Source organism: Sphingomonas sp. Leaf343 (assembly GCF_001423765.1).
GTDB lineage: Bacteria > Pseudomonadota > Alphaproteobacteria > Sphingomonadales > Sphingomonadaceae > Sphingomonas.
In genome coordinates this window covers 468,297-480,990 of the sequence record NZ_LMPG01000010.1, presented here as the reverse complement: position 1 = coordinate 480,990, position 12,694 = coordinate 468,297, and the positions used below count along the sequence as shown (strand labels likewise).

10 protein-coding genes and 1 tRNA gene are annotated in these 12,694 nt (G+C 67.4%); 7 read left to right on the top strand and 4 right to left on the bottom strand.

Annotated elements, in window-relative coordinates:
* The first annotated feature begins 21 nt into the window (after nucleotides 1–21).
* Nucleotides 22–98, top strand: a tRNA-Met gene (locus tag ASG07_RS07500).
* Here ASG07_RS07500 and ASG07_RS18115 read toward each other — a convergent pair.
* Nucleotides 55–1,233 (bottom strand): recombinase family protein, encoded by a 1,179-nt coding sequence (locus ASG07_RS18115; protein WP_443024596.1) that lies wholly within the window; start codon nucleotides 1,231–1,233, stop codon nucleotides 55–57. The two genes, ASG07_RS07500 and ASG07_RS18115, sit on opposite strands and share 44 nt — an antisense overlap.
* Nucleotides 1,234–1,332: 99 nt before the next feature.
* Here ASG07_RS18115 and ASG07_RS07495 point away from each other — a divergent pair, with 99 nt between their 5' ends.
* A complete protein-coding gene (locus tag ASG07_RS07495) occupies nucleotides 1,333–2,049 on the top strand; it encodes an IS6 family transposase (protein WP_055844044.1) in 717 nt (238 codons plus the stop codon).
* Nucleotides 2,050–2,097: 48 nt separating this feature from the next.
* Here ASG07_RS07495 and ASG07_RS17180 read toward each other — a convergent pair whose 3' ends face one another.
* Together ASG07_RS17180 and ASG07_RS07490 are read right to left on the bottom strand one after the other, a co-directional pair.
* Nucleotides 2,098–2,259 carry a hypothetical protein gene (locus ASG07_RS17180; RefSeq protein WP_156361779.1) on the bottom strand — a complete coding sequence of 54 codons (162 nt, stop codon included), beginning with the start codon at nucleotides 2,257–2,259 and terminating at the stop codon, nucleotides 2,098–2,100.
* 108 nt (nucleotides 2,260–2,367) lie between these two features.
* Nucleotides 2,368–3,174, bottom strand: coding sequence for a MobA/MobL family protein (locus ASG07_RS07490; protein WP_055843930.1), 807 nt, complete (start codon nucleotides 3,172–3,174; stop codon nucleotides 2,368–2,370).
* Between ASG07_RS07490 and ASG07_RS07485 the strand changes: the two genes are divergently transcribed.
* A complete protein-coding gene (locus tag ASG07_RS07485; RefSeq protein ID WP_082474620.1) occupies nucleotides 3,164–3,805 on the top strand; it encodes a pyridoxamine 5'-phosphate oxidase family protein in 642 nt (213 codons plus the stop codon). The genes ASG07_RS07490 and ASG07_RS07485 overlap by 11 nt on opposite strands.
* 327 nt (nucleotides 3,806–4,132) lie before the next feature.
* Here the strand turns inward: ASG07_RS07485 and ASG07_RS07480 are convergent, their stop codons facing one another.
* The gene (locus tag ASG07_RS07480; protein WP_055843926.1) at nucleotides 4,133–4,930 is read right to left on the bottom strand and encodes a carbon-nitrogen hydrolase family protein; all 798 of its coding nucleotides are present in this window, start codon (nucleotides 4,928–4,930) and stop codon (nucleotides 4,133–4,135) included.
* A 556-nt stretch (nucleotides 4,931–5,486) separates the two neighbouring features.
* Between ASG07_RS07480 and ASG07_RS07475 the strand changes: the two genes are divergently transcribed.
* The 4 genes from ASG07_RS07475 to ASG07_RS07460 all read left to right on the top strand — a co-directional run bounded on the left by ASG07_RS07475 (nucleotide 5,487) and on the right by ASG07_RS07460 (nucleotide 12,624).
* Nucleotides 5,487–8,636, top strand: a complete 3,150-nt coding sequence (locus ASG07_RS07475; RefSeq protein WP_236694583.1) for an autotransporter outer membrane beta-barrel domain-containing protein — start codon at nucleotides 5,487–5,489, stop codon at nucleotides 8,634–8,636.
* A 135-nt stretch (nucleotides 8,637–8,771) separates the two neighbouring features.
* Complete coding sequence (locus tag ASG07_RS07470) at nucleotides 8,772–9,287, top strand: RNA polymerase sigma factor (RefSeq protein WP_055843921.1); 516 nt, start codon at nucleotides 8,772–8,774, stop codon at nucleotides 9,285–9,287.
* A complete protein-coding gene (locus ASG07_RS07465) occupies nucleotides 9,284–10,228 on the top strand; it encodes a FecR family protein (protein ID WP_055843919.1) in 945 nt (314 codons plus the stop codon). Before ASG07_RS07470 ends, ASG07_RS07465 begins: the two co-directional genes overlap by 4 nt.
* Nucleotides 10,225–12,624, top strand: coding sequence for a TonB-dependent receptor (locus tag ASG07_RS07460; protein ID WP_330219015.1), 2,400 nt, complete (start codon nucleotides 10,225–10,227; stop codon nucleotides 12,622–12,624). Before ASG07_RS07465 ends, ASG07_RS07460 begins: the two co-directional genes overlap by 4 nt.
* Nucleotides 12,625–12,694: the final 70 nt, after the last annotated feature.

The following is a 12,694-nucleotide window of genomic DNA, read 5'->3' as shown; positions in this document are numbered from 1 at the left end:
CCAAAAGGCCATACACAGTGTCGCGGGGTGGAGCAGCCCGGTAGCTCGTCAGGCTCATAACCTGAAGGTCACAGGTTCAAATCCTGTCCCCGCAACCATCTTCATTTGCAACACCTCCTCGGTCACCACCGCGGAGGCTTTTTGCGTTTCAGCTCCGGCGCATAGCGACAGCATCGAGGCAAGCTCGCCGCGCAGGTCGATCGCGAGATCGCCGTCTTCCGGCGTCAGCACGACGGCTTCGATGAGCGAGCGCAGCCGTTCGAATGCCTGCGCCTTCAGCGCATCGTCCTCGAACGCCGCAGTGAGCTGTCCGACCTTCTCGCGATAGACGCGGCCGAGGTCGGGGTGCAGCAGTTCGGACTCTGTGGAGGTGGTTTGCGCAACGTCCTGTTCGGCGAGCAAGACCTGCCGCCGCTCGTTCCAGACCTTCATCTCCTCGACGAACATCGCCGCATCGACGCCCTTCAGGATGGCCGCCTTGGCGAGGCTGATCTGCCGGTCGAGGTTTGCCAGCTCGACCTCACGCTCAGGGCGGGTGCTGACCGTCTCGGCAGCAAGGCGCTGCGTCTCCGCCTCATACTCGGCGAGGAAGGCCGCGACGACATCGTCGCGCAGCATCTCGGTCGACAACCCCGCCAGGACACGCGCGTCGAGTTCGTCCTGACGGAACGTCAGCCGGTTGTCGCACCAGGTCGGACCCTTCTTGGCAGCGCCTTGGCAGCCGAACCGGCTCTTGCCCGATTTGGCATAGCTGGCGCCGCAGCATCCGCATGTCATCTTGCCAGTGAGCAGATACCGGGGGCGCTGCTGGGAATAGAAGGGCAGGGCAGGAGCCGCTGTCTGCGACAACGGGCCTCGCGCCAGCGACGCCTGCCGCGCCTTTACCCGCTCCCACAAATCCACGGACACGATGCGCAGTTCGGGCACTTCGATGGTATCCGGCCGCTTCTCCGCCGGGTTGACGAAGGCCTGGCGTTTCCCAGTGTCCGGGTTCTTGCGATAGGTCTGTTTGCCGTATGGTCGTCGGCCGACATAGAGCGGGTTGTTAAGAATGCCGGTGCCCCGCGCGGCATTGCCTGTCAGCGTATTCGGCGTCCAGGCCGCTGTCTTGCCGAAGGCGTGCCCGCTGGTCTTGCCGCTGCGCGGCGACGGCACGCCCTCGGCATTGAGTCGCCGCGTGATGGCGATGGGCGACAGGCCCGCGGCATAGTCTGCGAAAATCCGCTCCACCATCGCCGCTTCGGCGGGCACGATCTGCTGCAGGCCACGGATGGGCTCCGTCAAACCAAATGCACCGGCTGGCAATTGGGCGGCGGCGGGGTAGGGCAGGGTATGCCCCGCGCTCGCAAGCCAGCTTCGCCGTTTCGCTATTTCAACTCATCGCCGGAGGTGATCCGCCTGGTCGTGCTGATGTACGTCCGGTTCCCGCTGTCGCTGCGCAATGTGGAGGACCTGCTATTCGAACGCGGGATCGACATCTGCCACGAGACGGTGCGGCTGTGGTGGAACAGGTTCGGTCCGCTGTTTGCTGGCGACATCCGCCGCCAGCGGGTCAGCCGGATGCGGGGTTTTCGTCATTGGCGATGGCACCTGGACGAAATGTACGTGAAGCTCAATGGCGAGATGGTCTACCTGTGGCGGGCGGTGGATCACGAGGGCGAGGTACTGGAGAGCTACGTTACGAAGACGCGTGATAAGGGGGCGGCGCTAGCCTTCATGAAGAAGGCCATGAAGCGCCACGGCTCACCTGAGGCGATCACAACGGACGGGCTGCGCTCCTATGGTGCCGCCATGACCGAGCTTGGCAACCGCGAGAAGCAGGAGGTTGGGCGCTGGGCGAACAACCGGGTGGAAAACAGCCATCTGCCGTTTCGACGAAGGGAGCGGGCGATGCTGCGATTCAGGCAAATGAAGACGTTACAGAAGTTCGCCTCCATTCACGCCAATGTGCACAACCACTTTAGTCTCGAACGCCACCTCGTCGACCGCCAGACCTATCGCGAACGACGCTCCGCCGCACTGGCGGAGTGGCAGAACCTTGCGAGCTAGGCCGTCGGCATCAAAGACCGACATGCAGCGTATGGAGAGCGGTTCGCGTTAGACTGACAGCACCATCTGCAGGGCTTCCACTGGATCCCGACTTCCACTGGAGGCAAAGGTGATGGTATGGCTGAGTGGTGCGAAGGTGGGATGGCCCATGATGATACACAAGGCATAGGTCCAGCCTTGCATAGTTTCGATCGATTGCTGGATGGTCATATCGGTAAACTCCTTCCGTGGGCGGATCGCCCGTCTTTCCTTTTCCGCCCCGTTACAGGGCGCACTTCATCTGCTCGTTGGTAGTGGACCGCCGGAGCCCCATCAGCGCTAATTGCGCGAGTGGTTCGGCGAAGCTGAGGGCGGAAGTGTCCGCATCACCCTGATCCTGCGGCTAGGACGACGCCGGATGCTGCGCCGGTTGGATGCGTTCAGCTGGCGCGGCTCGCCGCCGAGCAGCCCGATGAGCGCGGCGCAGTCGGGATGAGCAGGCGTGTAAGCGCCAGCACGGTACGGCGTGGCCGCTGCAGCGCGCATCACGTCCGGCAGTCGCGCCAGCCAGTCGGCGTGCAGCCGCGCCTGCATGGCGGGGCCACACCAGCTCGGCACAGTGTGGCCATGGCGGGCGTCGTGGCGCCACACGCGGGTGGTCATGACGAGATGCGCATGCGGCGGGACACACCAGCCACCATCGCCACCAGGCTTCGCATGGATCGCCCATGTGACTGCCGGACCATGCGCCGCGATGGTGATTTGCGCATAATCGCGCATCATCGTGATCCAGTCGTCGGCATCGCTGGTTTCCGGCAGCGAGACGACGACGTGCCAGGCGCGCACCGCGTCGGGGGCGAGGTCGGCGGTCGCAGCGTCGGCCTCACGCCAGATGCGACCCTCCTCCTCGGCCCAGCTCGGATGATTGGCGGGCAATTCAAACCCCTGCGCGATCAGATCGTCTCGATGCCGGAAGTCGACGGAGCCGCGCGCATCGTGCCCGGCCTGACGGGTGACATAGAGGTAGTTGGCGGTGATCGTTGCATGGGTCGCGCGACGGTCAGTGTCGAAGAGGCGGAAGCCGGCGGTAGAGATCGGACGGATGCTGACCGCACGGCGGGCGTGCAGCGTGGTAATGGCGTTCATGGGTGATGTTCCTTGGGGCGATGGGCATATCAGGACGGTGGAAGACCTTGAGGCGCTATATGGTGCAGTCGCTTCGCCATCGGTCATCAAGGAGGTGGATCATATCCACCCGGTCTATCGACCCTTCATCGAGGCCGCTCCGTTCGCCATTCTGGCGACGGCAGGGCCGAGGGGACTGGGTGCCACCCCGCGTGGCGACCCGGCGGGCTTTGTCCATATCGAAGATGCCAACACCCTGATCCTGCCAGACCGGCGCGGGAACAACCGGATCGATAGCCTGCGAAATATCATTACCGATCCGCGTGTGGCGCTGCTGTTCATGGTGCCGGGGATCGGCGAGACATTGCGGGTGAACGGAACGGCGGAAATACTGGCGAACCCGGATCATCTCGCCCGCTTCGCGACGGCGGGACAATTGCCGAAATCGATCCTGCGCATCACCGTCAACAGCGTCTTCTTCCAGTGCAGCCGTGCCGTGATCCGGGCCGGGTTGTGGAAGCCGGAAAACATGGTGGCCCGAGCTAGCCTGCCCAGCGTGGGAGCCATCCTGCGAACGCTGTCGCAGGCCGCAATCGATGGTGACGCCTATGATCGGGCATTGCCTCAGCGGATTGCCGATACCCTCTACTGACGCAGACACGAGCGTTCGGTGCTCGGACTTACGGGGTCGCATCGTCGAATGATGGTTTCGTCCTGCCGGGAACCAACATGGCAGTTACGAGGGGAATGATGATGGATCGATTGCACCAAACCTGCCCCAACGGTGTTGCGCCCGATCAGGTGGTAAAGAGTGGTTAAGACGAACCGGTCATGGCTGCAAAGCGCTGGCGGTCGACGCAATCGGCGTGCAGCAAAGGCCCTCGCGATCGACGTGAGTCACGGGGGATCGGGCCGATATTCCTGTAAAGCCATCCTGAAACGGGAAACCGCGGGCCTTCTCGCTGGCCGCTTATCGCGGTCACAATGGTGATATGCGGCAGCGCTCGGCGAGTTGGAGCGTGGCAAGGCTCAGGTCTAGGTCTGCGATGAGCAGTCCCGCCTGGCCGTATGGCTGGTAGGACAACAGCGTGCCGTCGGGTCGGCCAATCGCCGAGGTAGCCGGCGCGCCGTCGCTCGCGCTGTTCACTGACACGAACCAGCAGTTGTTCTCGGCCGCGCGACAAAGCATCGCCTTCTCGTGAAAGGTGTTATCTGGGTGGGCGAAGGTTTCCGGCCGGTAAGAACCTGGCCCGGCAACGTGTGCGAACGGATGAAACACGATCCGCGCGCCACGACGCGCTGCCCAGCGCACCGTCTCCGGGTAGCGCCAGCCTTCGTGGCAGATGACTATTCCGAAGGTGACGTCGCCGGCGGTGAACACGCGCCGCTCACTACCAAAAGCCGGGTAGCGCGCCTCTTCAGACGGATCGAGCTGCCCCTTGTCCTGCCAGCCCTGGGTCGATCCGTCTGGATTATAGACCCGCGCGGTGATCTGCAGACCGTGTTCGGTGGGGCGCTCAGTGCCCAGGATAACGGAGATACCCGCCGACCTTGCCGCAGCACCGACCCTGTCCCATGCGCTTTCGAGAAACGGCAGGGAAGGCGGCGGCAATGTGTCCGCCTGCCAGCGGTAGCCGGGGATGTAGCACTCCGGAAAACAGATGATTTGCACACCTCGACGCCCCGCTTCAGCGATTGCCGAGACGGCGCGGTTCACTGAATCTTCCGCCGTCTCGGCGATGGGGAGATTGGCGAGTGCGATGCGGCAGTCGGTCATTGCCCTGTATAGCGATCTGCATCATTTTCGACCAAGCGCGAGATCTGACCAAATTCCCGTTTCATCGTCCTGACTGGAAAGCGCAGGCCGTCTTGCTGGCGGTTCGTTTTCGGGAACGTAAAGCCGAGGGTCGATGACGTACTTAAAGACCTCTGCCTTTCTGGTCGTCGAGCTGCAGCGCGTCCGGCACCGCTGATGAAGATGCCGCCAGAAGCGCTATCCGCTCAAGCTGAATGAACGACCGAAGTCAGGGAGGGGGCGCAGACAAGAGTTGAATACCTGCATATGGGTCAGCGCCGCTCCGAATCTTACGGCTGTTCTCGACCAGAGTCGGTTGTTCAGATCAGCCATCTTGGGCGTTCGCTTCGGCGGAAGCTGCCGATCCCCAGCGCTCCGCCCCCTTCGGCAAGCCAATCAGCGTCGCGAACGCCGCGGTCGCGTAAGCTGCGATCGCCACCGGCCGCCTGGAAATCATCCATTCGCCGAGAGGAATGCAAGGCATCGATGGTTTGTGTCCGTCTGGATGGGAGAAGACATTCGAAGGGGATTTGTTTCCGTGTACCGCCTGCTTCTCGCCTCCTCCGCGCCGCTTGCCATGATCGTCGCGACCTCCGCCCACGCCCAGACCAGCATCGCCACCAAGCAGACGACGCCGGTCCGCACCTCCACCGTCAAGGCGGGCGCCGCCGACAATATCGGCATCACCTCCGCGGGCAGCATCGTGCCCACCGGCGGGGTCGCGGTGACGATCGACAGCAACAACAATGTCGTCAATGCGGGCACCATCCAGATCACCGACGCGAACGGCGCGACGGGCGTTCTGGCGCAGGCGGGCGTGCGCGGCGACATCGCCAACAGCGGCAAGATCATCGTCGACGAGACTTTTGCCGCCACCGATGCGGACAAGGACGGCGACCTCGACGGCCCGTTCGCGCAAGGGAACTTCCGCACCGGCATCAAGACTGCCGGTGCGTTCACCGGCACAATCTCCAACACCGGCGAGATCACCGTCGAGGGCAATGATTCCGCCGGGATCTATCTCGGCGGGCCGCTGACCGGCGCGGTGACGCACAGCGGCAAGACCAACGTGCTGGGCGACCGCAGTGTCGGCGTCCGTGCCGAAAACGTGTCAGGCGCCGTCACGCTGGGCGGCACGATCACCGCAACCGGCCGTGACACAGTGGGCGCACGGCTGGACGGCAACATCGGCGGCGCGCTGGTCGTGGAGGGGCTGATCGGCAGCACCGGCTACCGGTCGACGACCGCGCCGGCCGACGTGTCGAAGCTGGATGCGGACGACCTGTTGCAGGGCGGATCGGCGCTGATCGTGGCGGGCGACGTGGCGGGCGGCATCACGCTGTCGAACGCCACCGGCAAGGTCGGCGACATCGTGACGTACGGCGCGGCACCGGCGTTGCAGATCGGCTCCGCCACGCGGGCGGTGACGATCGGAGCGGTCGGCGGCACGCCCGCGCCCAACGCGGGCCTGATCGTCAACGGACGGGTGACCGGCAACGGCGTCTATAGTGGCGCCACCGCCACGGCGCTGGCGATCGGCGGGCTTGGAGGCAATGTCACGATCGCGCAGGGTGTCGCGGTCGGCGGCACGGTGCAGGCGACCGCGGTCGGCGCGTCCGCCACCGCGATCCGCTTCGGCGCGGGCGGGTCCACGCCGGAACTGCGCGTCGGCGGCACCGTCACGGCGACGGGCGGCGGGGTTGCCGATACGCGCTCGGCGGCAATCCTGATCGACAGCGGCGCAACGGTGCCGACGATCCGCAACACCGGCTCGATCCGCGCGTCTGCGAAGGGGGCGACCGCGGTCGCGATCTTCGACCGCACCGGTGGCGTGACCCTAGTGGAAAATAGCGGCACGATCGGTGCGGCGGGGGCGGACGCCACCCGTTCCGTAGCGATCGACCTGTCCGCGAACACCGTAGGCGCAACCGTTCGCCAGATCGCGGTCACCGGCCAGACCGGCGTCCCGGCGATCACCGGCGCGATCCGGTTCGGATCGGGCAACGACCGTCTCGACCTTCAGGCCGGATCGGTGGCGGCCGACGTATCGTTCGGCGGCGGCAGCAACCGGCTGGAAATGACGAACGCCAGCATCTTCGCCGGCACCGCGACCTTCGGCAACGGTGCGGACACGCTGGCGATCGGCGGCACCGGCCGGTTCGACGGTATCGCCGATTTCGCAGGCGGCGGCACGGACGTTCTCGCGATCACCGGCAAGGGCGTGTTCGCCGGCCGACTGACGAATGCCGCGAACCTGGCGGTCACCGTCGCATCCGGCGGCGGCACGTTCGGGGCGACGGGCGGGGCGACGATCGGGTCGCTGACGCTGGGCGACCAGTCGGTGCTGAGCGTCGCGCTCGACAAGGCGAACCCCACCGGCAACCTGATCGTCGTAAACGGCGCGACGACGATCGGTGCGAACAGCCAGCTGGCGCTGCGCGTGACGGGCGGCACCGATATCACCGGCCGTTATGTCGTGCTGCGGTCCGGCACCCTGACCGGCGCGACCAACCTGACGCTGGCGACCGCGGCGGTGCCGTTCCTGTACAAGGGTTCGATCGTTGCCAGCGCCGCGAACGAGATCGCGGTGGAGGTCGCGCGCAAGGCCCGGATCGAGCTTGGCCTGAACGCCGCCGGCACCAGCGCCTTCGACGCGATCGATACCGCGATCGGCAGCGACGCGAAGGTCGGCGCGGCGATCCGTGGCCTTTACGACGGCGCGGCGTTCCGCGCGACGATCGACCAGATGCTGCCCAATTATGCCGGGGGCGTGTTCGAGAGCGTGACGCTGGCGTCGCGTGCCGCCGCCGGGCAGTTGCGCGATCCGGCGGGTTCGTTCGCGGAGGAAGGCCGCTGGGGCATGTGGCTCGCCCCCGTCGGCTGGAATTCATCGAAGGGCGCGCGGAGCACCACCAGCTACGACGTGCGCGGCTGGGGCATGAGCGGCGGGCTGGAGCGCAAGTCGCAGATGGGGAATATCGGCGTTTCGCTCGCCTATCTGCGCGGTCGCGCCAACGAGGGCGTGGCGGTCAACCGCGTCAACCACAGCCAGTACGAACTGGCGGGATATTGGCGCGGCCATTGGGGCGGGTTCGCCGCGCAGGTGCGGGGCTCCGCCGCCTTCCTGTCGTTCGACGCGGTGCGCCAATTCGATGGCGCGATCGGATCGGAAGCGGTGCAGCGCCGGGCGGATTCCGACTGGAACGGCATGCTCTATTCCGGCTCCGGCTCCGTGTCGTACGAGCACGTCGTCGGCCAGTTCAGCCTGCGGCCGATCGTCGCCCTGGAATATTACAAGCTCAACGAGGATACCTATCGCGAGACCGGCGGCGGCACCGCGTACGACCTGACCGTGCGCAAGCGCAGCAGCGACGAACTGGCGGTGACCGCGACGCTGGCGGCAGGCATCAATTTCGGCGGTGACGACCGCTATTCGCAGTGGAGCCGGATCGAAGTCGAGGGCGGCCGGCGCGAACGCATCGCCGGGGCGATCGGTCGCACCACCGCCAGCTTCGGCAGCGGCACGGCCTTCGTACTCGACCCGGAGGAGCGCGGCGGCGGCTGGACCGGCCGCGTCCGCGCGATCACCGGCACCACTGAAGTGCGCTTGAGCGGCGAAGTCGGTGCCGAACAGCGCTTCGGCGACGTGGCGCTGACCGCGCGCGCCGCCCTGCAATTCGCCTTCTAGGCGAATCCGCGCGTGCCCGGCCCCCGCACGCGTGGCGAACCGGCGCTCCACCCGCCCCACGGGTGGAGCGCCTTTCAGCATGCCCATGCATCGGCTAGACGAGCCGCCTTCCGTCCCATTCGACCGGTCATCATCATGCCGCCCCCCGGACCTGCCCCCGCGCCCCACGCGGGACTAGAGGCCGTATTCCTGGCCAATCGCGACAAGCTGGTGCGATTCCTGCTGGCGCGCGGGGCGGGCGATGCGGCGGAGGATCTGGCGCACGACGTGTGGCTGAAGGTGGCGGGGCGGGCGGACGGGCCGATCGGCAATCCGCTTGCCTATCTCTACCGCGCGGCGGACACGCTGATGATCGATCGCTACCGCGCGCGGCGACAGGCGGAGGCGCGCGATCAGGCGTGGAGCGACGGTCACGCGCAGGAACAGCCGGCCGCCGACCGCAGCGTCGCGGCGCGGCAGGAAGCGGGCGAAGTCGCGGCGCTGCTGACGACGCTGGGCCCGCGCCGGGAGGCGGTATTCCGGCGCGTGCGGATCGACGGCGCGGCGCAGCGAGAGGTGGCGGCGGAACTGGGCGTCAGCCTGAGCACCGTCGAGAGCGACCTGCGGATCGCCAGCCGCGCCCTGGCCGACCTGAAGGAGCGGTTGCGATGAACGACGACTCTACACCGCTCGACGACGACGCGTTCGGCTGGGCGCTGCGGATGGAGGGGCCGGACGCCGACTGGGACGCGTTCACGCTGTGGCTGGAGCATGATGCCTCGCGGTCCGGGCGGTACGACCGGGCGGTCGCCGCGCTGCACGACGTTACGGCGGATGTCGCGGCGCTGCAAACGGTTCCGATTCCGGCAAGCGGTCTGATTGCGGCGAACGACGACATGCCCGCGCGCCGCCACACCCGACGCTGGATCGGTGGCGCCCTCGCGGCGGTGCTGGCCGGTGCGATCGGGCTGGGCGTGTGGACCCAGGCACCGTACCCTTATGCGGTCGAAACCGCACCGGGCGAACAGCGCACCGTCGCGCTGGCGGACGGCAGCAGCATCGTGCTGGCCGGCGGGTCGAAGGTGCGGCTCGACCACAACGCGCCGCGCGTGGCGACGGTGGAGCGGGGCGAGATGCTGTTCCGGGTGCGCCACGACGCCGCGCATCCCTTCACGGTCGGTGTCGGCGACCTGACGCTGGCCGATCTCGGCACCGTGTTCGACGTAAAGGCCGATCCGCAGCGCACCCGCGTCTCGGTGGCGGAGGGTGCGGTGATGGTCGATCCGGAGGGCGCGGCGCTGCGCCTCGATGCCGGTCAGGCGGTGATCGCGGAGGGCGATGCGCTGCGACGGCAGGCGGTGGAGCGGAACGATGTCGGGGCGTGGCGGGAGGGGCGGCTGGCGTTCGACGATGTATCGCTGGAGGAGGTCGCGGCCGACCTGTCGCGCCAGATCGGCCAGCCGGTCCGCGCCGCGCCCGCCGTCGCGCGTCGCACGTTCCGCGGGACGCTGGACGTGCAGGCGCTGAAGCGGCGGCCCGCTTTGCTCGGCCAGTTGCTCGACGTGACGGTGCGGCAGCAGCCGGACGGGTGGACGCTGGAACCGCATCCGTGATCCGCACCGCGGTCGCGGCCTTCGTCATGCTCGTCGCGGCTCCGGCTGCGCCCGAAAGCGTGTCGCTCGACCTGCCGGGCGGCAGCGTCGGGCAGCAGGTTGTGGCGATCGGCCGGATCGCGCGGGTCAGCGTGGTCGTGCCGGAGCCGCGGTTGTGGGCGCAGCGGGTGCCGGCCTTGCGCGGGCGGTGGACGCCGGCTGCCGCACTGGCGCTGATCGCCCGGCGTTCCGATGCCAAACTGGTGGCGATCGGCCCGGGAAGCTGGCGGCTGGTGCCCCGCCGCCCCGCCATGCGACCCGCTCGCGTGGCCGTGCGGCGGGCGGCTCCCCGGCCGGACATAGCCTCCGATCAAGGCGGCGATATCGTCGTCACCGCCAGCAAGCGTGGTACCACGCGTGACAATTTCGCGGGGCAGTTCGCGCGCGTCACCGGAAGCGAGCTGGAGTTCGGCGGCGCGGGCGGCACCGACCGGCTGGCGAACCGGCTGACCAGCGTCGCCTCGACCTATCTTGGTGCGGGTCGCAACAAGCTGTTCATCCGCGGCATCGCAGACTCCAGCTTCACCGGTCCGACCCAGGCGACGGTAGGCCAGTATTTCGGCGATCTTCGCCTCAGCTACAACGCGCCCGATCCGGACCTGCGCCTGTCCGATCTGGCGGCGGTGGAGGTGCTGGAGGGGCCGCAGGGAACGCTCTACGGTGCGGGATCGCTCGGCGGGCTGATCCGGCTGGTGCCGAACGCGCCCGATCCGACGCGCTTCGGCGGCTCCGCGACGCTGGGCGGATCGGCGATGCAGCACGGCTCGCCCGGTGCGGACACGCAACTGGTCGCGAACGTGCCGCTGGTCGCGGACCGGCTCGCCGTCCGCCTCGTCGCCAACGCCGCGACCGAAGGCGGCTATATCGACAAACCCCTGCTCGACCGCACCGACGTCAATCTTACCCGCATCAAGGGCGGGCGCGCCGCCGCCCGGCTGGACCTGTCGCGCGACTGGAGCGTGGAGCTGATCGGCATCGGGCAGCGCATCCGCGGCGCGGACAGCCAATATGCAGATCGCGGTGACCCGCCGCTGACCCGTGCCGCGCCGGTGACGGAGGGGTTCACCGCCGATTTCGGGCAGGCGCAGCTTGTTGTGTCCGGCCTGCTCGGCACGGTGCATGTCCGCTCGACCAGCGGCGTTACGGCGCACGACCTGATGGAACGCTACGACGCGACCGCGCCGGACCAGCCGGTGCGGCTGTTCGCGCAGGCGAACCGGACTCGCATGCAGGCGAACGAGACGCGGCTATGGTCGTCCGCCCCGGACGGATCCGGCTGGTTGGCGGGCTTCAGCTACATCCAAAACCGCACCCGGCTGACGCGCCTGTTCGGGGCGCCCGGCGCACTGGAGCCAACGACTGGCGTCGTTAACACGATCCGCGAAGCGACGCTGTACGGCGAAACCAGCGTGCGCCTGCTTCCCGGCCTGCTGACCACCGCCGGGCTGCGCGTCACGCATTCGGTGCTGGACGGCGCGGGCGAGGACGTCGCCGCGCGCGTGCCGATCGCGCTGCTGGCGATGAGTGCACGGCGAAAGCAGACGATCGTCCTGCCCTCCGCCGCGGCGCTGGTCGACCTGACCCCGCGCCTGCAGATGTTCGCGCGCTATCAACAGGGCTTCCGGCCCGGCGGACTGGCGATCGAGAGCGACTTCGTGCGCCGGTTCCAGAACGACCGCGTCGCGACGATCGAGGCGGGGCTGCGCACCGGGCGCGCCGGATCGGACCAATTCGACGGATCGCTGACGCTGGCGCGCACCGCGTGGCGCGATATCCAGGCCGACTTCATCGACGGATCGGGCCTGCCCAGCACCGCCAATATCGGCAATGGACGGCTGTGGACCATCGAAGGCACGGTCGGCGCGCGCATCAGCGACAGTCTGCGGTTGGAAGCGGCGTTGTCCTACAATGACGGTCGCATCGACGAACCGTCCGCGGTGCGCCTGTTCGATCTGGTCGGCAGCGTTATCGTCGACCCCGCTGCCGCGCGCGCTCAGGTCGCCGCGCGATTGAGCCAGATTCCAAACACCGCGCGCGTCACCGCCCGCGCCGGTGCGGTCTACACGCGCAGCCTGGGATCGTCGGCCGACCTGAAGGTGGATGGCTGGCTCCGCTATGTGGGATCGTCGCGGCTGGGCGTCGGACCAGTGCTCGGCCAGCTTCAGGGCAGGTATCTCGACAGCGGGATCACTGCGCGGATCGGGCTGGATGCAATCGGCATCAGTGCGGGCGTGACAAATCTGGCGAACGTGCGCGGCAATCGCTTCGCACTCGGTACGCCGTTCACTACCGGTCGCGATCAGGTCACTCCGTTGCGCCCGCGTACTTTCCGGTTAGGTCTGGATGCTGCGTTCTGACATCGGCCTCAGGGCGGTGGCAAGGACGACTGGCGACGGACAATGAGCCAGCCGCCCTGCCGATCAAAGA